Consider the following 19597-nt stretch of genomic DNA (forward strand, 5'->3'; position numbering starts at 1 on the left):
ATGAAAGTATTTTGCATTGTATTTTTATATAGTTTTTCTTTCTATGTTCATTTTTTCTAAATTTACCGTTATATACACAAAATCTCCCATATGATCGCCCTGCCCAGGCTGAACGCAGACAGTTTCCCCAAGTTTTGTTTTCCATGTTTCTGACATAACAGGAGATTCATGAATATGTCCGTGTAAAGTTAGCATGGGCTGGTTTTGTTTTATAAAGCGATAAATGGCTTTAGAACCCACCTTTTCACCATTTGAACAGACATCGAGCCCGAGATCGGCCGGAGGCATGTGCATTACATATACTGCTTTTAAGTAATCTGCCGGTTTTTCAAGGCGCTCAAGTTCTTCTTCTATGGTAGGAAGCTTTTCAACATATATTTTCCAGTCAGGTATATCTTCAAAGCCATTTTCTCTTGAGAAAACACCTTCACCTTTCTGAAACCCGATTTTATAATCCTTGTCATCTTTCCGGCAGCGATCCTTAAGTAAGAACGGAAAGTCGACACAAAAGTTCATTCCGATAAAATCATAGTCTCCAATCTTAATCTTCTTTTGAGCAAGGTATTTTACAAAAAGGTATTTGTTGCATGTCTCTTCAAAAACATTGTCAAAAGCCATTAAATCATCATTGCCCGGGTAACAAAGATAGTATATCTTCATTTCGTTAAATACTTTAAAGTGCTCAGATAGATTAAAAAGTATATATTCCTTTTGCCTATGAAGGTTATTGTCATTGGTCAGCATATCCCCGCCGTTTATGACAATATCGGGTTTGTATTCTGAGGCTGCTTTAACAAGCTGTTTGTACTTCCATGCATTGCCATGCAGGTCTGTCGTATAGATTATTTTCATGATTTTTCATCCCCTGCCGGATTAAAAAGGATATTTCGCATATCTTCTGGCAGCCCTTCTAAAAGGTTATTTACCTTGATTACTTCAGGTTCGATAGAAGAAGCAATTTCGCGGATATTTGTAAGCACTGTATTAATATCCTCAAAGAGATTTTCATAAGTATTTAAGGTTTCTTTGGGTACTTTATTTCGGGTAAGCTCTAATTTAACCATTAGGCGGGTATAATACCGCTGCAATTTCTTTATTTTTTCTGAGGCATTGAGTATCTCTCGCATCTCTTTAAATACTTTTGATTCTTCCTTGACTATTTCTATTGATATTTTTGATGCAATACGGTTTTTTCTTAAATCAAAAGATAAAGAAATGATGCCTAATTGGTTGAAACCATAAATCTTTTAGTTGTTTTTTCCGGTTATTTCCCGTTTGCTGAAGATATCTGCGACTTCTTTTTTATTTAAAACAATTTTATCGTTTTTTAGGTACTTCGCTTTATGTTTGGAAGCAGTAAAAAGCAGATATTTTTTATCAACTCCAAAGAATTCGGCCACATCAATATCAATGGCGTAATAATCGCCCCTTACTTTGTAAAGTTTTAATTTCTTGCCTTGAAATGAAAAATATTTAGTTTCCATAATGCCTTATGTGCTCGATTTCCCGAGTAAATACTCATTTTAATGAGTATGATTCTTTGCCATATAACACCAAGTTGTTATATGCTGTTATATACACCTAAGTGTTATGTCCGCATTGCTTGACAAACTGTATATACATACAGTATAATATATTTGCAATGGAAAAGCAAGAACTTACGAATCGTCAGCAAGAAATATTGGGTTTTATAAAAGAATCCATAAATTCTAAAGGATTTCCACCTTCCGTTAAGGAAGTCCAGGTTTACTTTGGTTTTAAGTCTCCGACTGCTGCTCAGGATCATTTAAATATGTTGGCAAGGAAAGGCTATATTTTAAGGCATCCATATATTTCCAGGGGTATTGAGATCGTTGCTGAGAAAGAACGAAAACAGGAGAACATTGATTCGTCCTCTATCCCGGTTGTCGGTCATATCTCTGCTGGAACCCCTATACTTGCTCAGGAAAACATTGAATATAACATATCAGTGGACAAATCTTTATTTGGGAATGCTGAATCTCTATTTGCGCTGAAAGTAAAAGGCGACAGTATGATAAATGCCGGTATATTTAACGGCGACTTCGCAATAATACATAAGCAAGCGGCTTTAGAAAGAGGCGAGATTGGCGCTGTACTAATTGATGATGAAGCAACCCTGAAAAGAGTTTTTATTTATAAGGATACAATGCGATTAGTGCCCGAAAACAATTTAATGAAACCTTTATTAATAAAAAATGGAGAAAAGAATATATCAATAGTAGGCAAGCTTAAAGGAGTTATTAGAAAAATTTAGGAGGTTGGAATTATGTTTACTAAAGAAGAGCTGCAAGAAAGCGTAGATACATCGATAAAGATGATTAATGCTATGCTTGATACAGTAAAAAAGAAAAAAACATTAGAAAAACTTGCAAGTGCATCAAAAGCCTATTATGATGAGCTAATTAAAGTAGGTTTTTCTGAAGAAGCAGCAATTAAAATTGTTTCTAAATTCAACATAATCGGAAAACAGTAGATGTTAGTTTTATTAGAATGAAGCAATTGTATTTCTATGAATATGAAGGCAGAGGTTTTGTATGCCTAATAAATCAAAAGCTTAAAGAAAATAGTTGGTTTATTCAAGGGGGTAATAAGGAAAACATGAAAAAGTTAATTAAATCTGATTACATTACTTTTTTGAAAGGAATAATTACCGAGGTTAGAAAATCTCAGTATAAAGCTTATCAATCAGTTAATCGTTACACCGTTGAATTATATTGGTCTATAGGAAAACAATTGCATGATAAAATTGAAATTGCGAAATGGGGCGATGGGGTAATTGATATCCTATCAACGGATTTAAAGAAAACATTCCCAAATATGAGTGGGTTTAATAGAAGAAACTTATACCGCATGATACAGTTTTATAAAACTTACAGTGATAATGCGTTTGTGTCAGAGGCTCTGACACAAATCAATTGGACCAATAATTTGTTGATAATATCAAAGTCCGATACCTCTCAGGAGCGGGATTTTTATATAAATATGTGTATAAAGGAAAGATGGTCGTCACCTGAGTTAGAAAGGCAAATGAACAATCATCTCTTTGAAAAATGGTCATGTTCCGGAAAGAATAATAGGATTATTCCTCATTCCGGAGAAACAGAACCGTCCTCTCATTTTAGAGATGAATATAACCTTGCTTTCCTGGGGCTAAAAGAACCTTTTGATGAAAAAGATTTAAGGAAGGCAATAGTACACAATTTGCGCGATTTTTTTCTTGAGTTTGGCAAACATTTGGCATTTGTCGGGGAAGAATATCCTGTAACAATAGGTAATAGAGATTTTAAAGTTGACCTGTTATTCTACCACAGAGTTATGCAACGATTAATCGCAGTGGAATTAAAAATTAGCAAATTTGTGCCTGAATATATCGGTAAAATGCAGTTCTATCTGAACGCTCTGGACAAAAACATAAAATTAGAGCACGAGAATCCATCAGTTGGCCTGATATTATGTAAAACCAAAAATGATGAAGTTGTCAAGGTTGCAGTTGGCAGTTTAAATAAATCCATGAAGGTAGCTACATACGAAATAATTGATCAAAAACTTCTAGAACATAAAATGCATTCTCTGCCATGTTTGGAAAACAAAACAGAAATAAAATAACAGGGGAAATATAAAGTTCAGATTTAAAAAAATGACATAGTCAAAACGAGGTGTGAATTATGGAATATACTAAAAAGCACAAGATACTAATAGCAAAATATTTAAAAAATGCTGGAATGATTAAAGAGGCGAGAAAAATATTAACTACTGATAAGTATAATTTCAAAATTAGTAACGCCATTAGAGATGCTGCTGAAAAAACTAGAATAGGCATAGGAAGAAGCCCTGCTTTACTGGATGCGGTAAGACGGTATGAAAACAGGAGCTGCGCTATTTTTGAAGAATGCCCTTTACCTCGATGTGAGGGAGGTGTATGGTGCAGCATTTACAATCTCGGTGGAAGTCACGGCCAAACAGGTGAGAATTACAGATATTTAGCAAAAAGTGCAGTATTAGTGCCTTTGAGAAAAAGGCGCGAAATAATGTTTCAAATGCTGGAACATAAAACTGGACATAAATTTAAGAAATGATTAAAAATAATAAATTTAATAAGTTGGCAACAAGAATTCGGGAGATTATTGCTCAAGCAATAAAGATATATTCCCACGAAGTCGAAGTTATTATAGTTTCCCGATCTACGGATGAAAACCGTATTCAGAACATTCTTGACGGGATGCTTGATTTCTGTTATGACGAAAATATGCTTGAACTGTACAAAAAACTTTGTAGATACTACTATAAAATAAATCCATCTGTAACAGTTATATAAGCTGTCATGGGGATGTCCGTGGGGTGATGTTCCAGCTGTAAAAAAGAATTTAATAAAGCCAGGTGGTTTGCATCAAAGAATATCCCTTTTGAAAAAGCAGGGTAGATTAAAACCAATAACAGCCGCTTTGCTTGAAATAATATCGCAATGTTACTATGATTAATATTTAACTTCGGTGCCTGAAGACTTAATTGAACCTTGTCAGAGTTGGTTGTTGGAGTTGGTTTGATTGTTCACTGCTTTAAATGTATAATTGTACAGTCAGAAAAATCTAATAAAGGATCGGGAAAAGATGTTTTTGACATCTTTTGCTGCAAAAATTGACATCTTTTACTGAAAATGACACATTTATGCCAAATACTGAATTTGTGCATCTTCATAACCATACTGAATATTCTCTTTTGGACGGGGCCTGCAGGATACTTGATGACAAAGGAAAGCCCGCGGACATGATCCGTACCATGGCGGCGCATTTTAAAATGCCGGCTTTTGCTATTACAGACCACGGCAACATGTACGGCGCGATAGAATTTTACAATGCGTGCAGGGAATCGGGAATAAAACCTATAATCGGCTGCGAGGTTTATGTAGCTCCGGGGTCAAGGCACGATAGGAAGTCAAACGGTATGGGGGACTACTATCACCTGACGCTTTTGGCAAAAGACCACACCGGTTACCAGAACCTGATGAACATAGTAAGCAAAGGGTTTCTTGAAGGGTTTTATTATAAACCAAGGGTGGACAGGGAGCTTTTAGCAGGTTACGGCAAGGGTATAATAGCTCTTTCAGGATGCCTGAAAGGAGAACTCTGCGGCGCTCTGTTGAAAGACGACTTAAAGCTTGCAGAAAAAATTGCCGGGGAACATCGCGATATATTCGGGAAAGAATTTTACTATATCGAAATCATGGACCACGGCCTGGAAGAACAGAAAAAAGTAAACCCTAAGCTTATAGAGCTTGCCAAAAGGATGAACATACCTCTTGTGGCGACAAACGACTGCCACTATTTAAAAAAAGAAGACTCATATAACCACGATGTGCTCCTGTGCATAGGTACCGGAAAAACCCTGGATGAACCGGACAGGATGCGTTTTTCAACTGACCAGTTCTATTACCGTTCACCGCAGGAAATGGCAAAACTATTTTCTCATATACCTGAGGCAATAAAAAACACCGTAGAAATCGCCGAGAAAACTTCGCTTGAGATAGGTTTTAACCAGCTTCTTTTGCCGGACTATCCCGTGCCCGGAGGTGAAACTGCGGAAAAGTACCTTGAACGGCTCTGCCGTGAAGGTTTGAAAAAAAGGTACACGGATATAAAAGAAGAACATGAAAAAAGGCTCCAACATGAACTGGGCATTATAAAACAGATGGGTTTTGCAACCTATTTTCTGATAGTCTGGGATTTTATACATTACGCCAAAAAGAATAGTATACCGGTAGGCCCTGGCCGCGGTTCCGGAGCGGGGTCGATAGTAGCATATACACTCGGCATAACCGATGTGTGCCCGTTAAAGTACGGGCTGTTGTTCGAACGGTTCTTAAACCCGGACAGGCGTTCAATGCCTGACCTCGACATAGATTTTGCAGATACCGGCCGAGACAGGGTGATTGACTACGTACGCAATAAATACGGGCATAACAACTGCGCTCAGATAATCACATTCGGCTCCATGCAGGCGCGCCTGGTCTTAAGGGACGTTGCGCGTGCCATGGGTTTTACCCCGAGCGAAGGAGATAGGATAGCAAAACTTATCCCGTTCGGCATGAACATTTACAATGCCATGCAGACAGTCCCGGAGATAGCGGCTCTGGCAAAAAGCGATGAGCGGATGAACAAGCTTATTTCAAGCGCACAGAGCCTTGAGGGCTTAAAGAGGCACACCGGTGTCCATGCAGCAGGCATGGTAATAGCAAAAGAGGAAATAACGAAGTATGCACCTCTTGCAAAAGGCAGTAAGGACGTGGTTACTACGCAGTATAACGATAAATGCATGTTAAAACTCGGCCTGTTAAAAGTCGACTTTCTGGGGCTCCGTACCCTTACTATCATAGAAGATACCGTTAACCTTATAAAGAAAAGCCTTGACGCGAAGTTCGACATAAACACTATACCCTTGGACGACAAAAAAACATTCAAACTTTATCATGACGCAAAAACCCTCGGGGTATTCCAGCTGGAAAGCCGCGGTATGCGCGACCTCTTAAGGAAATTAAAACCTACTGACATAGAAGATATAATAGCTCTGATATCTCTTTACAGGCCCGGCCCCATGGGCTCAGGCATGATAGACGATTTCGTCTCGCGCAAACACGGCAGGACAAAAGTTGTTTATGACCACCCTGTGCTTGAACCCATATTAAAAGATACGCACGGCGTCATCCTTTACCAGGAACAGGTTATGCGTATAGCTCAGGATATGGCTGGCTTCAGCGCTGGCGAAGCGGACGGCCTGCGCCGCGCTATGGGAAAAAAGATACCCGAGGAAATAGAAAAAGAAAGAGCTCATTTTATAAACGGCGCAAAAAAGAAAAAGATAGAACACAGGCTTTCCGAGAAAGTCTTTGACCAGATACTGCATTTTGGAGGGTACGGATTTAATAAATCGCATGCTGCAGCTTACGGAATCCTTGCTTACCGCACGGCATATTTAAAAGCAAATTATAAGATACAGTATATGGCCTCGCTCCTAAATTCCGAAATAGGCCGTTCCGCTGTAGGGAAAGAAGAGGAGATTTCAAAGATCGTGAGCTATATCCAGGACGCTGAAACTCTGAACATAAAGATCCTGCCTCCTGACATCCAGAAGTCGGAAATGCTGTTTTCCATTGAAGGTGCTAACATCAGTTTCGGGCTTCTGGCAGTAAAGAATGTAGGCGAAGGCGCGTGCGAATCCATAACTGCGGCAAGAAAAGCGAACGGCACGTTCAAGTCCTGGGACGATTTTATGACCAGGGTTGACATGCACTGCGTAAACCGGAAAGTCCTTGAATCCCTTATTAAAGCAGGAGCGTTCGACAGTTTCGGGGAAAGCCATATTTATACTCGCTCCGAGCTCATAGCGAAAATGGACGAATCCATCGGGTGGGCAAGCAAACACCAGAAAGATGTTTCTATCGGGCAGGAACTCCTGTTTGAAATAAACGACGTGGCGAACAACGGCACGCAATCCAGCATAAAAGTCGAGCCCTGGTCAGAGCACACGGCGTTGTCTTACGAAAAAGAAGTGCTCGGTTTTTACCTTTCAGGCCATCCGCTTGCCCAGCACACGCATGACCTTTTGATGTTTTCGCAGTACAGGCTGGACAAACTGCCCCAGCCGACTTCAGGCAGGGACCAGGCTTTGATAAGGGTTTCGGGTATGGTATCTAACGTTAAAAAACTTGTGACAAAGGAAAAGAAAGAGCAGTATGCCAGGTTCAGGCTCGAAGATCTTTACGGGGAAGTAGATGTAGTGGTATTTCCAAAAAATTTCAAGAAGATGTTAAAATACCTGGAGCTGAATACTCTGGTGGTGGTAAAAGGCCGGCTTTCGGACAGAAGCTCCGAAAGCGAGATACTGGCAGAAGAGATGATGACCATTGAAGAGGCAAAGGAAAAGATGCCTGCTTTTACGGGATCCGTGCATCTTAAGATATCCTCTCTAGGCCTTGAAGACGAGGTCCTGGACAGGATAAAAGATATTATCAAAGAACATCCGGGAAAGTCGCCGGTATACCTGGACGTATCTTCATCCAGCCAGCATGAATACGTGGTTGAAACCTCTCTCAGGGTCAAACCGGAAGTCAATTTCTTTAAGAACATAGAAAAAATTTTAGGGCCTGAAGCGCTTGAACTAAGGTCTTGACCTGAAAACTATGTTAACACAACGACTTAGCATAAGGCTTTTTCTGTTTGCAATTAACGCCTTATCTCAACATCCCAGAAGGCCTATATACTTTCCCGTATTTCATGCCAAGGGACTCCAGCATTTGGATTTTGATGATAAGTATTAAGCCTATTATCTAACTCCTTTTTTTATTCTTCTGATAATTGTACCATAAAAAATCAGCGGATTTGCCTTTGGCAAATCCGCTGGATTGTTTTGTTAGAGTATTTATATTATTTCCCGATTTCATATAGAAAATCAGGTGAGAAGTCCGCATTGTTTGGCCATACAATCGTATCTATATCTTTATTCAATCTAACCTTTCTAAAATAAGAAATATTTTTTAGTGGTTTAAATACTTTCCCTTCAAGATGATTTTTTAAATCAACAACTTTTGTTTTTCTGTTTCCAAATACTATTTTTAATTTGTAATCTTCAAGATAGTCAAAATCTTTAATCCAGTACATATAAATACCTCCTAAACCAATGGCTTTATTTTCTTTAAAATATCGTGCTTTTGAGCACGTTCCCAATCCTCAAGCAACTCTTTTCTGTGTTCAAATGCCCACTCCAAAACAAGAGAAACGATTCTTTTTGGTAATTTCCCTTCAATAATTTCTAAATCATTTATAGAAAATGCAGCTCTTTTTCCTGCATATTTTGCATGGAAATGAGGGGGAGCATGCTCTTTAAAGTACATTGATATAATAATTCCTAAAAACCTACTAATCTCTGGCATCGTTTATATCCTTTCATGTTCTATTATAGCAGATTTACTTACATTTTTCTAACGCATTTTTTGTATTGATTTGTTAGATAATTTTATTAAATTGCCACTCTGCGATTGTAAATTCGTTTATATGAAAACCGCATTTAATTGCAGCAGAAAGCCAATTAATCTGTGTTTGTCTGATTTTGTCTTTGGATTTCCATTTTGACTCAATGAATTTAATATCAGAACCTTTCCAGCAAAATAAATCAAAAGCGCTATGCGTGCTTTTTGCCAAAATCACCTGCCGTGCGGAGCACGGTCAGGTGGATTGCTTTGTTAGAAATTTATTTGTTGTTCTATTCAATATAAAGATAACTGGTTTTTTTCGTGATGAATAGTAGAAAATGCTCGGCTGGTTGTCTGATTAAGGGTTAATTTCTCGTACAATGTTTCAGGGGCAATATCTACGCCATTAGGCCAGGCTATTGTGCCGCCGTCAATAGTTGCTTTTTTGAAGATTCGCATATCTTTTAATGCTTTAAATACAGGGCCTCTATTTATATAATCTGAAAAATCTATATCGCCTTTTGTTCCGTCATCAAATACGATATGGTAAATATAGTTGCTCTTGTATTTAATTTTTTTAACTTCATTCATATTCCACATGTTTCACCTCATTTTAATGGGGCAATTTTCTTTATTTCTTTGCCGGCTTTTGATAGTTTCCAATCCGCTTCAAGTTCTGTTACATGAATGTCGATCCAATCTCTGATAAGTTTTCTTGCAGTTTTGGATTGTATGTTTCCTTTGAGTATGTTTCCCTGTAGATCAAAAACGGCTTTTTCACTTTGATATTCCGCATGCAAATGCGGCGGATTATGCTCATAATAGAACATTCTTATTACAATTCCAAAAAATTTAGAAATTATCGGCATTTATATCTCCTATCTCTTTGTTAATTTATTATAGCAAATTTTATTAGATTTTTCTAACACTACAGTATTTGTGCAAAAGGGGACGTCCCCTAAGCCCCTGTGTTTTTTATTAATCAGCTAATAGTATTTCTCTATCCCACCAAAGCCTATTTGCTTGTTTTCTTTTGTCTTTGCAATAAAATTTGTAAGTCTCTTTTGAAATTCTTCTGGGCGATTCCGCGCTGCTTCAATGTAAGCAATACGTATTCTTCTATATGAGTCGGAAAACCTGTGATAATTCTCCCATGCCAAATGATCGCTTTTTATTGCATTAATTATATCTGGAGAGAAAATAAACTTCTCGTCAATAATCCTTTTCGCAATATCTAGTATTGATGGATGCAGTAAATTCTCCTTAAGAAGCCATTTTAACCTCTCTTTGTTAGCTTGTGAGTAACCACTCTTGGGGTTTCTTGGTGAGAATCTTTGTGCGCTACTATTTTCGCTAACAGATTTCAGTTGGCTATCAATCCAGCCGAAACACAAAGCTTCTTCCACAGCGTCGTTATATGATATACGCGGTTTTCCTGAAGACTTGTTTGGATAGACCAGCCAGACCTCTTTCTCTTTACTAGAGTTTAGTTCAAGCCATGCACGCCAGTCTTTTCTGTTGACTACATACAGCGTTTTAAGTTTATCCACAATAACAACCATTCTGCGTTAACTAACCTAACTCAGGCACAAAAAGCTATCGCTATTTTCTTTCCAACATCCGAAATCAGCGGAATTGCCAGAGGCAATTTCCGCTGTATTGATTTGTTAGAAAATTTATTGTCGTATAGTTCAAATTGTTAAATTTAACGAATACCGTATTACCTAACTACGTCCCCTAAGTCCGCTGGATTGTTTTGTTAGTATTTAGATTCTATTTCTATCATTATAAGGCAACTTTATGCAGTATCTCAGATATAAACGTTTGATATTTAACGCCTATATTTCTTGCTTTTTGTTTTATGCTTTCAAGGTCATGACTATTAATTCTTATGTTTAATACCGAATCTTTCTTTCTTCTGGCTATAGCTTGCGAGATAACATGAAAATCTTGCTTGTTGACAGGAGTATAAGTTCCTTCTAAAAGGTCTTTTTCAATTTCTTTTTCTTGTAAATTTAATTTTATTCTTTTCATTTGTTTGCTCCTTTAAATATTTTGGTATATTTTCTACTGGGGTAAAGAGTTTTGAGAAAATAGTAGTTTTCTTCTTCTACAAAAGGGACTACCCATATGTATTTTTTATATTCAAACAGCATTATCTTTTGGTTCTCTTTGATCGGATGTCTCAATATGTTAATAAGCTTTGAATTAACTAACTCATCAAAAGAAACGCCTCTGGTTTTTATTAATCTTTCATTTTTAAGCAAGTTCCAGCGAAGTTCTTTCATTGTTTTAATTGTAGCATATTACAAATGTATATACAATATGTAATTCAATATAATTTTATGCTAACATAAAAAATCAGCAGCTCCGACCGAAGCGTCGGAGTCGGCTGTATTGTTAGAAATTTAATTGTTGTTATCTTAATATCTTAAGACCGCCCCTAGTTACTCGTGACCTTCTTTCCCTATTCTCCTTTGTAAAAGTCTTTCAAACACGGCCGCGGTAGTAGCGATTACAACAGAGACAAAAATCATAAAGAGACCCAAAGCAACACCACCCGCTATGTCATCCTTGCCGCGCACAGCTATAAATAGGTAGGCTTCTGCAGCTACAATAAAACCAACAAGAGATATCGCACAGTATTCTATTGTACGTAAAGCTCTCACGGATTTTAGTGAGAATACTTTATTTTGTCCGAGGTATCCGAGCAACACAAACGATTGATATAACGCCACGAAAAATGAAATGGACGCTATATACGCATACGCCAGAAAAGGATCTTTAAAGTAAATCTCAAAGAGCGTGGCGTGCACGTTCCTGCCCTCAATATGGGGTTCCCAAAGCATAAAGGCAAGAGCGCCGATGCCGATGACTACAATGATTACCTGAAGAAATATTGTTGAGTTCTTTTTCATAGATAGTTTTTATAGGATATCTTAACATAAAAAATCAGCTGCCCGCCTTGAGTGGGTCAGCTGTATTGACTTGATAATATAAGGGCAATTAATTCTATTAAGCAGCCCATTTGAATAGAAGTTTTTTGTGCGAATGAGCACATTCGCTAAGATACAAATTAATTAAATTTTGGTATGGCATTCCATACTCATTTGCTAAACCCTTGAAATAACTAATGGTTTCATGGTCAAGACGAATGGTAATTTGTTTTTTCAGTTTTTTGAAGTATGGATTCTTTGTTGCATTGCTAAAATCGTATTGTTTATTCATGACAATTTCTCCTTATATTGTTTTTGTTCTTTTTTGTTTGCTTTTCTAGCTGAAATAATTCTAATTATCTCATCATCTTTTCTATAGCAATGGCAAACAACTAACAATCGTAAAATACGGCTTACGCCAAGCATAATAAAACGGTCTTCATGGTCAGAATGTGATGGATCATGTATCAATAAAGCATTGGGGTCATAAAATATTGTTTTTGCTTCTTCAAAAGATATTCCATGTTTCTTTTTATTGCTATTATCTTTTTTCTTGTCCCATTCAAATTCAATGTGCTTCATAATTATATTGTAATTATATTCTAATTATTTGTCAAGTCTAACATCCGAAATAAGCTACTCGACCTGAAGGGGAGGGTCAGCTGTATTGTGTTAAATATCAGTTTCTTTTGATTTTATAAATTCATAAAATTGATAACTAAAACTTGTGTATGCAAAACCAGTACCTAAATCCTGGCTTTTTCTATATTCTCCAAGCTCGTATTTATACCATTCTGTTGTAGAACTAAATATTCCTAAGGATTTCATTTCTTCTATGGCAGAATCAACTAAATAGGGCTCAAAGACATTTTTCAAATTATTTATTATTCTACGTTTATCAATTTGTACAGGTTGGCAAGAGCTTTTATTAAGATATTTTATTAATGGTTCTCTATAAACTTTATCAATTTCTATTAAAACTAATACAGCAGAACAAGACATGTTTCTTAGAATATCAATAAATTTCAATTTTTTCATAATTGGTATCTTTTTATTATTAATGCCGTTTATCAGTGCGTTTACAAATAATTCTTGCTTTTCTTCTATTTGTGCATCCATCGCAGAAGCAAAGATTTTATTTACAAATAAGTTGCCATCCTTAGTTTTTAACCATTTGTCACATAATAATTTCTTTACATCGGCAACTTTTAATTCTAAATGATTTGTAAATGTTTTAGCATTTCTATCAAATACGTGTTTTTTAAATACATCATAGCCCAATACTATTGGTAATAAAATAGGATATTCCGATAGCAATACTGTCCTTGAAACAGTTTTTAAAGAATTAAAGAGACTTTTTGTTTGTTTTGTTATTTTTAGTTTTGTCATTTCTTTACATAAAAAATCAGCGGATTTTGCCGAAGGCAAATTCCGCTGTATTGATTTGTTATCTTTTTATTTGCCTAATAGTCGTTCGTATTCGGAATGTGAACCAATCCAAAACCAAATAATACCTTCTTTCTCTGGAATACTAACACCTAATGCTCTTATATACAAGCTTGAACGTACTGACCAATATTTACCAATTCGTTTTAGTCGTAATGAAGGATGTTTAGGATTATTTTTAAGAAGTTCAAAACTTGTGTTTGCAGAGTTTTTTTCTGTTGCAGATAGCTTGATATAAAATTCCCAGAATGCCGGTGACGTGAAATGTTTCATAATTCTTTGCATTTCCCTGCTTTGTAAGTATTCAATGCTTTTTCTGCAATTTGGTCCAATTTGCCTTTTGAAACATCTACTTCAATTTCTTTATCCCATTTATCTTCTTCGATTTTATGGAACCATTCTGATAAGGAAATTAATTCCTTTTCTTCAAGATGTTCAATTGCATTTTTAATTTCATTAATTGTCATAATAACCTCCGAACATATAACATATTTCGTTATAAGTATAATCAATAATTATTTAATTTTCAAGATAACATCCGAAATCAGTGGTTTTGCGGAGCAAAATCCGCTGGATTGTGTTAGAAATTTCATTGCTAAAGTTGTCAAGTTGACTTCGTCCCCTAAGTCCCTGTGTTTTTTATTAATCAGCTAATAGTATTTCTCTATCCCACCAAAGCCTATTTGCTTGTTTTCTTTTGTCTTTGCAATAAAATTTGTAAGTCTCTTTTGAAATTCTTCTGGGCGATTCCGCGCTGCTTCAATGTAAGCAATACGTATTCTTCTATATGAGTCGGAAAACCTGTGATAATTCTCCCATGCCAAATGATCGCTTTTTATTGCATTAATTATATCTGGAGAGAAAATAAACTTCTCGTCAATAATCCTTTTCGCAATATCTAGTATTGATGGATGCAGTAAATTCTCCTTAAGAAGCCATTTTAACCTCTCTTTGTTAGCTTGTGAGTAACCACTCTTGGGGTTTCTTGGTGAGAATCTTTGTGCGCTACTATTTTCGCTAACAGATTTCAGTTGGCTATCAATCCAGCCGAAACACAAAGCTTCTTCCACAGCGTCGTTATATGATATACGCGGTTTTCCTGAAGACTTGTTTGGATAGACCAGCCAGACCTCTTTCTCTTTACTAGAGTTTAGTTCAAGCCATGCACGCCAGTCTTTTCTGTTGACTACATACAGCGTTTTAAGTTTATCCACAATAACAACCATTCTGCGTTAACTAACCTAACTCAGGCACAAAAAGCTATCGCTATTTTCTTTCCAACATCCGAAATCAGCTGCCCGACCCGAAGGGGCGGGTCAGCTGGATTGATTTGTTAGATGTTTTATTGGTTTCTTAAAATAAAATCTTGTATACCTTGATACATAATTTTTACCTGCTCTAAAGTATATTCGTTAAAACAACCATGTGCTGCCTTATTTCTTAAGTCTAACCAGCTTGTTATTGATTTTTGGTCCAGTTTAGAGTAAGCATTAGCTTTATACAGTTCTGCATTCATTGTATCTGCTTTTATGGGTTTATCATTTTGTGTTGTTGGAATATTGTTTGTGCTACATAATAACCTAAGTTTTTCTTCTAATACTGCACCGACAATAACAGCCGCAGGGTCTTTGTAACTATTGTCTATTAAATACTGGGACATTTCTAAAAAATCAGTAAATATATCTCCTTGAACTATTGTTTCAACTGTTTTTAAATATCCAGCTTCATAGTCTGCTCGCAAAGCTTTTAAAGCACCAACAATAAATGCTGGACTAAATTCTATTTGACTTCTGTATGGCGATCCTTTTGGAGCTATTCTCGTTAGGCATGATGTTAATCTTACTCTTACCTCTGTTTTAACAGCATCCTCTAAATCAGAAAGATCATCATATTTTGCTTTTTTCCTATACTCTTCATAAAAAAGTAATAATGAACTAATTTCATCAATAATCTTCTTTGCATTTATCATTTTAATTCCTCATCTAACATCCAAGCTCAGCGGCGCCGGAACGGCGTCCGCTGTAGCGTTTTGTTAAACTCTTTTAGCCCAATTAACGAAAATCTACTTTTGTTCACTAGGATTAATAATATCTAATACTTTAAATTCTGTATATTTTAGTTTTTCTACTTTTTCGGGTTTGTTTGATGTTAATAATAAATTATAATAATTTAATGTAATTATATCATTAGGTTCAATAAACTCATACGGCAAATCAACTGTTACCATATACTTATTGTCTTTAGTAAAATATATAAACCTTCCAGTAGGTTCAAGTTCTATCGTTTTTTCTTTAATAAGATCATAATAAGCTAATGTTTCTATTTTTAGTTTTCCACCATAGGTAAAATGCTGTGAAAATAAAAAGTATCCTTTTTTATCTAGTGTTTCAAAAGCATCATGATATATAAGATAGCTATCCTTAAATTCTTCGTGTATTTTGTCATTTTCATAAATATTGTACTTTCTATATACCATTGGATAATATTCTTTTCTATGTTTCTCCTTTGTGTTTCCATTCCATATAATTTCATAATCGATTATTAATGGTTTTACATCATTTAAATTTACATTAGGATGATTAATTTTAGTAACTTGTCCACCAATTATTGAATCAGCCGATATAAAATGCACATTAAATAAAATTACCAAAAAGGTGATAAATATTCTCATATTCTTTCTTTCTCCATTTTTTCATTTGTTTAACATCCGAAATCAGCGGTTTTGGCACGCGCAGCGTGACAAAATCCGCTGGATTGACTTGTTAGAATATTTATTGCTTTTTAAGCTAAACTAATCAACTAACCCCGCCCACTATTATTTAAGGTTTCGAATTAAACAAAACTTATTTCACATTTCTCTGCCGTATATAAGGGTATCGTAAGGATTTGTATCAAGTTTTCCCATAGATCGTTTATAGGCTATACAAGCGGAAGGAGAGTTGAATTGTTTATGAATAACAACATACTTGTTTTGTCCATTTGTATCCATAAAAGCATAAGTTGGCTTTGCGTTGGTGTTAGTATTATAGGATAGTAATGCTATTTTGGTTTGATAGCGATTATTTGTTACTGGATAATTTTCAAAGCTATCTTTTATTGTATATAAATGTGTATAAGTTATGGTTGTTGGAGCTTTTATCCAAGAATCGTAAGCTGTTTGTGTGGATTTAATTACTATATATACTTCTATTAAATCTGTATTTTTATCGAATCCTTTTGATAAATAAAATTCAAATGGATTTGCGTCTGCATATCCTGAAAATGTTTCTGAATAAGCTACGGACGGAATCCCTTTTTCACCATCTTTACCTTTCAACTGGTCGCACCCACAGAAAACCATTGAACAAATCACAATAGCCCAAAAATACCGCATTTTTTCTCCTCCTTTTTCTAACATCCGAAATCAGCGGCCCGACCCGCAGGGGAGGGTCAGCTGGATTGACTTGTTATATTGGTAGTATTTATGACAAATCTCTGTATAAAATATGTAATACTTCCAGTGCTATTTTGGCTTCCTCGGTGTCAAATGTTAACTTGTCTCGAATTTCTCGCCCAGGATGTACTAAATTACGGTATTCACGTAAAGAGTGTGACAATTTTTCAATTCCTGAACTTACTAATTTTAAATCTACGCTGACATTTATTAAATCTGAAAAATCCCATTTTGTGATATCAGGCTTATTAGGTGCTTGTGATGAACTCTTTGCCGATGATTCATTAACCAAGAGTAGGTCCATTAATATTGCTTCTATTGAGCCACCCGAAAGTATAATGACTGATTTCCAGCACTCTGATACATAAGCTCTTTGTATTTCTAAATAATCTCTTTCAAGTATTTTTCTTAGTTCTGTATTACTAATGAAAGAAAATTCTTTTAATTCAGTTATTGGAGTTTGAGTAGGTTCGTCAATCGCTACTTTTAATCTTGATATGGCAGTTGATAGATACGAACGAACCCCGGTACGGTTGTATATTAGATTTCCAGCTTCGTCAACTTTGTAATACTCTTGAGGGTTAAATGATGGTAATAATTTGGGGAACGAACTATCGATTTCCTTTAATTCTTTAATTAGAACATTAGCAGGATAAGCAGAAATATAAATACCTCTTTCTTCTTCAATAACTTTTTGCTGCCCTAGAAGAGAATGATAATATTGTCGCAATTGTTTTAATTCAATTTTGGTCATTAAATTCTCCTTTGCTATATAACAGTTATTATACGTAATGCCTGTTTATTTTTTGTTTCGACCTTTATAGCGGTATTTTACTATTTTAAATAAGTAAATGCAAAGAATTATTACATTAGTAATAAATACATTTGACAACAACTGGATAAATAACATACAATAGCACAAAATACGAAACGCTGGATATTGAATATATTTAATAAATCGAGGTTTTTTATGGACAAAACAATTTTGCCGGAATTTCAGGCGTTTTTGTTGTTAAAAAGGCTTGTGAAAGAAAAAAGTGTGAGTTATTATGCGTCTTGGGTAAGCAAATTCATTGGATTTTCTAACACAAATGAAAAACTTAATGATACAGGAAGCATAGATTCTTTGATAGGCGAGTTTATAAGCTCTCTTGGCAACGGGAACAAAATTGAAGAGTGGCAGTTGCAGCAGGCAAGGGACGCAGTAAATCTGTATATCAACAATTATCTCAAAGGTGACACTTCAAGCGTCCTGCCAAACAGAACGCTTGAAATGCTGCATGCTGCTATGGATTATTCAGGTGTACTTAACCGCATGAAAACTGCTTTAGAAGTAAAACACTACGCTTATAAAACGGAACGGTCGTACCTGGACTGGGCTAAAAGATTTTTTGAGTATGTATCTAAAACAAACAGAAAAGATGCGGCAATCAGCGCGATAAGCCAGAATGATGTAAAGGACTATTTAACCCATTTGGCGCTGCATCATAAAGTTGCCGCTTCGACACAAAACCAGGCTTTTAACGCTCTTCTTTTTCTTTTAAAAAACGTGCTTGATGCGGACACAAACGATCTTGCTAAAACTGTGCGCGCCAAACGCGGCCCAAAACTTCCTGTTGTGTTGAGTGTTGAAGAGGTGCAGAAGCTGCTTGACGGGATGGAAGGGGAAAACAAGCTTATAGCCCAGCTTCTGTATGGTGCTGGCTTGAGGCTTATGGAAGTAGCGCGCTTAAGGGTAAAAGACATTGATTTTTCATCGAATTTGCTGTTTGTGCGTAGTGCCAAGGGTGATAAAGACAGAACAACTGTTTTGCCGGGAATGATTAAGGAAGACTTGCAGCTGCAACTTCAAAAAGTGAAAGAGCTGCATGAGAAAGATATCGCGCTAGGGCACGGTGAGGTTTATATGCCCGATGCCTTAAGCAGAAAATATCCCAATGCAGGGAAAACCATTGGCTGGCAGTATGTGTTTCCGGCAGCAAAGCTTTCGGTTGATCCGCGCTCCGCTAAGGTGAGGCGTCATCATATTGGCGAAAAATCAATCCAAATTGCAATTCAAAAAGCAGTCAGGAATGCAGGTATTGTTAAACCCGCCTCTGTGCACACCCTGCGCCACAGCTTTGCAACGCATCTATTGTTGAACGGAACTAACGTTCGCCAGATACAAGACCTGCTTGGACATAAACACCTTGAAACAACTATGATATACACCCATGTTGTACGCAACATGTACAATGCTCCACAAAGCCCGCTGGATGTGCTGCAGAATAAATTAAAAAGTGAAAATAAACAAAGTTAAGCTAGATTCCTGCTGGAGTTTACCCTCGAACGCCCTAATCGGGGGCAGGAATGACGGGATTTTGTAATGATACGTCAAAAAGGAAGCCATACTTTTTGGGAACACAATGATGGCAGATGTACGGTGGTCCCTATTCATAAGGGCAAGGATATCGGAAGAGGTTTATTGAAAAGTATTTTAAACGATATAGATATTGAAACGGAAAATTTTTTTAAATTATAAATATGGATTTTACGGGTATAGCCCGTGTTGTATATAACTGCGTGTTAGTGCCACGAAGTCTGAAAGATGAAGTTTCTTCATCATAAATAGCTTCAAACAGGAAGGTCTTTGGTACGCGAGCTGTTGGGACATAAGTGTCCAATAAGGAACTGCTCGTGCATTGAAAAATTAATGAAAAATTGATTTCTATGATGAGTGTAATGGGAAAATGATTCAAAAAGAATAGGGATTCTCGGAAAGCAGGACATAGTATTGAATATGTCCTTGATAAATTTAAG

General features: G+C 36.3%; 29 protein-coding genes. 8 read left to right on the plus strand and 21 right to left on the minus strand.

The annotated features are described in order from the left end of the window. Nucleotides 1-24: 24 nt before the first annotated feature. The 3 genes from LHV68_08070 to LHV68_08080 form a co-directional block, all read right to left on the minus strand. The gene (locus LHV68_08070) at nucleotides 25-852 is read right to left on the minus strand and encodes a metallophosphoesterase (GenBank protein ID MCB4791828.1); all 828 of its coding nucleotides are present in this window, start codon (nucleotides 850-852) and stop codon (nucleotides 25-27) included. Then, entirely contained in the window at nucleotides 849-1064 is a 216-nt protein-coding gene (locus LHV68_08075; GenBank protein ID MCB4791829.1) for a hypothetical protein, read from the minus strand. The genes LHV68_08070 and LHV68_08075 overlap by 4 nt, the downstream gene beginning before the upstream one ends. Nucleotides 1065-1247: 183 nt before the next feature. Then, nucleotides 1248-1484 (minus strand): hypothetical protein, encoded by a 237-nt coding sequence (locus LHV68_08080; protein ID MCB4791830.1) that lies wholly within the window; start codon nucleotides 1482-1484, stop codon nucleotides 1248-1250. A 158-nt stretch (nucleotides 1485-1642) separates the two neighbouring features. On the opposite strand from LHV68_08080, the gene lexA reads away from it, so the two are divergent. The 6 genes from lexA (at nucleotide 1643) to LHV68_08110 (ending at nucleotide 8184) form a co-directional block, all read left to right on the plus strand. Next, nucleotides 1643-2275, plus strand: a complete 633-nt coding sequence (gene lexA / locus LHV68_08085; protein ID MCB4791831.1) for a transcriptional repressor LexA — start codon at nucleotides 1643-1645, stop codon at nucleotides 2273-2275. A gap of 12 nt (nucleotides 2276-2287) precedes the next feature. Next, complete coding sequence (locus LHV68_08090; GenBank protein MCB4791832.1) at nucleotides 2288-2494, plus strand: hypothetical protein; 207 nt, start codon at nucleotides 2288-2290, stop codon at nucleotides 2492-2494. 26 nt (nucleotides 2495-2520) lie between these two features. Further along, nucleotides 2521-3627 (plus strand): PDDEXK nuclease domain-containing protein, encoded by a 1107-nt coding sequence (locus tag LHV68_08095; protein ID MCB4791833.1) that lies wholly within the window; start codon nucleotides 2521-2523, stop codon nucleotides 3625-3627. 59 nt (nucleotides 3628-3686) lie between these two features. After that, nucleotides 3687-4097 (plus strand): hypothetical protein, encoded by a 411-nt coding sequence (locus LHV68_08100; protein ID MCB4791834.1) that lies wholly within the window; start codon nucleotides 3687-3689, stop codon nucleotides 4095-4097. 23 nt (nucleotides 4098-4120) lie between these two features. Beyond that, complete coding sequence (locus tag LHV68_08105; protein ID MCB4791835.1) at nucleotides 4121-4336, plus strand: hypothetical protein; 216 nt, start codon at nucleotides 4121-4123, stop codon at nucleotides 4334-4336. A 350-nt stretch (nucleotides 4337-4686) separates the two neighbouring features. Next, nucleotides 4687-8184, plus strand: coding sequence for a DNA polymerase III subunit alpha (locus tag LHV68_08110; protein MCB4791836.1), 3498 nt, complete (start codon nucleotides 4687-4689; stop codon nucleotides 8182-8184). 254 nt (nucleotides 8185-8438) lie between these two features. Here the strand turns inward: LHV68_08110 and LHV68_08115 are convergent, their stop codons facing one another. From LHV68_08115 to LHV68_08200, 18 genes are all read right to left on the minus strand, one after another. Beyond that, on the minus strand, nucleotides 8439-8672 hold the full coding sequence (locus tag LHV68_08115) for a DUF2442 domain-containing protein (GenBank protein ID MCB4791837.1): 234 nt from the start codon (nucleotides 8670-8672) through the stop codon (nucleotides 8439-8441). 11 nt (nucleotides 8673-8683) lie between these two features. Beyond that, nucleotides 8684-8944, minus strand: a complete 261-nt coding sequence (locus tag LHV68_08120; GenBank protein ID MCB4791838.1) for a DUF4160 domain-containing protein — start codon at nucleotides 8942-8944, stop codon at nucleotides 8684-8686. A 333-nt stretch (nucleotides 8945-9277) separates the two neighbouring features. Continuing rightward, nucleotides 9278-9583, minus strand: coding sequence for a DUF2442 domain-containing protein (locus tag LHV68_08125; GenBank protein ID MCB4791839.1), 306 nt, complete (start codon nucleotides 9581-9583; stop codon nucleotides 9278-9280). 8 nt (nucleotides 9584-9591) lie between these two features. After that, nucleotides 9592-9852, minus strand: coding sequence for a DUF4160 domain-containing protein (locus LHV68_08130; GenBank protein ID MCB4791840.1), 261 nt, complete (start codon nucleotides 9850-9852; stop codon nucleotides 9592-9594). Nucleotides 9853-9969: 117 nt separating this feature from the next. Then, nucleotides 9970-10545, minus strand: a complete 576-nt coding sequence (locus LHV68_08135) for a YdeI/OmpD-associated family protein (protein MCB4791841.1) — start codon at nucleotides 10543-10545, stop codon at nucleotides 9970-9972. A gap of 223 nt (nucleotides 10546-10768) precedes the next feature. After that, nucleotides 10769-11017 (minus strand): hypothetical protein, encoded by a 249-nt coding sequence (locus tag LHV68_08140; GenBank protein MCB4791842.1) that lies wholly within the window; start codon nucleotides 11015-11017, stop codon nucleotides 10769-10771. Then, complete coding sequence (locus tag LHV68_08145; GenBank protein ID MCB4791843.1) at nucleotides 11014-11271, minus strand: toxin; 258 nt, start codon at nucleotides 11269-11271, stop codon at nucleotides 11014-11016. Before LHV68_08145 ends, LHV68_08140 begins: the two co-directional genes overlap by 4 nt. Nucleotides 11272-11430: 159 nt before the next feature. Next, a complete protein-coding gene (locus tag LHV68_08150; protein MCB4791844.1) occupies nucleotides 11431-11901 on the minus strand; it encodes a DUF2975 domain-containing protein in 471 nt (156 codons plus the stop codon). Nucleotides 11902-11998: 97 nt separating this feature from the next. Then, nucleotides 11999-12211, minus strand: a complete 213-nt coding sequence (locus LHV68_08155) for a BrnA antitoxin family protein (protein ID MCB4791845.1) — start codon at nucleotides 12209-12211, stop codon at nucleotides 11999-12001. Continuing rightward, complete coding sequence (locus tag LHV68_08160; protein MCB4791846.1) at nucleotides 12208-12501, minus strand: BrnT family toxin; 294 nt, start codon at nucleotides 12499-12501, stop codon at nucleotides 12208-12210. The genes LHV68_08155 and LHV68_08160 overlap by 4 nt, the downstream gene beginning before the upstream one ends. Nucleotides 12502-12591: 90 nt before the next feature. Then, nucleotides 12592-13308: a hypothetical protein gene (locus tag LHV68_08165; GenBank protein MCB4791847.1), complete on the minus strand. Its 717-nt coding sequence runs from the start codon at nucleotides 13306-13308 to the stop codon at nucleotides 12592-12594. Between the two features lie 66 nt (nucleotides 13309-13374). Continuing rightward, nucleotides 13375-13638: a hypothetical protein gene (locus tag LHV68_08170; protein ID MCB4791848.1), complete on the minus strand. Its 264-nt coding sequence runs from the start codon at nucleotides 13636-13638 to the stop codon at nucleotides 13375-13377. Further along, a complete protein-coding gene (locus tag LHV68_08175; protein ID MCB4791849.1) occupies nucleotides 13635-13832 on the minus strand; it encodes a hypothetical protein in 198 nt (65 codons plus the stop codon). Before LHV68_08175 ends, LHV68_08170 begins: the two co-directional genes overlap by 4 nt. Before the next feature lie 183 nt (nucleotides 13833-14015). Further along, a complete protein-coding gene (locus tag LHV68_08180; protein ID MCB4791850.1) occupies nucleotides 14016-14591 on the minus strand; it encodes a YdeI/OmpD-associated family protein in 576 nt (191 codons plus the stop codon). 116 nt (nucleotides 14592-14707) lie between these two features. Then, nucleotides 14708-15334 (minus strand): hypothetical protein, encoded by a 627-nt coding sequence (locus LHV68_08185; GenBank protein MCB4791851.1) that lies wholly within the window; start codon nucleotides 15332-15334, stop codon nucleotides 14708-14710. Nucleotides 15335-15427: 93 nt separating this feature from the next. Further along, complete coding sequence (locus LHV68_08190; GenBank protein MCB4791852.1) at nucleotides 15428-16036, minus strand: hypothetical protein; 609 nt, start codon at nucleotides 16034-16036, stop codon at nucleotides 15428-15430. 177 nt (nucleotides 16037-16213) lie between these two features. After that, nucleotides 16214-16762: a hypothetical protein gene (locus LHV68_08195; GenBank protein ID MCB4791853.1), complete on the minus strand. Its 549-nt coding sequence runs from the start codon at nucleotides 16760-16762 to the stop codon at nucleotides 16214-16216. 64 nt (nucleotides 16763-16826) lie between these two features. After that, a complete protein-coding gene (locus tag LHV68_08200) occupies nucleotides 16827-17552 on the minus strand; it encodes a hypothetical protein (protein MCB4791854.1) in 726 nt (241 codons plus the stop codon). A 216-nt stretch (nucleotides 17553-17768) separates the two neighbouring features. On the opposite strand from LHV68_08200, the gene LHV68_08205 reads away from it, so the two are divergent. Both LHV68_08205 and LHV68_08210 read left to right on the plus strand, forming a co-directional pair. After that, on the plus strand, nucleotides 17769-19097 hold the full coding sequence (locus LHV68_08205) for an integron integrase (protein MCB4791855.1): 1329 nt from the start codon (nucleotides 17769-17771) through the stop codon (nucleotides 19095-19097). Between the two features lie 66 nt (nucleotides 19098-19163). Then, nucleotides 19164-19319, plus strand: a complete 156-nt coding sequence (locus tag LHV68_08210) for a type II toxin-antitoxin system HicA family toxin (protein ID MCB4791856.1) — start codon at nucleotides 19164-19166, stop codon at nucleotides 19317-19319. The last annotated feature ends 278 nt before the right edge of the window (nucleotides 19320-19597 follow it).

Source organism: Candidatus Liberimonas magnetica, from assembly GCA_020523885.1.
GTDB lineage: Bacteria > Elusimicrobiota > Endomicrobiia > Endomicrobiales > JAFGIL01 > Liberimonas > Liberimonas magnetica.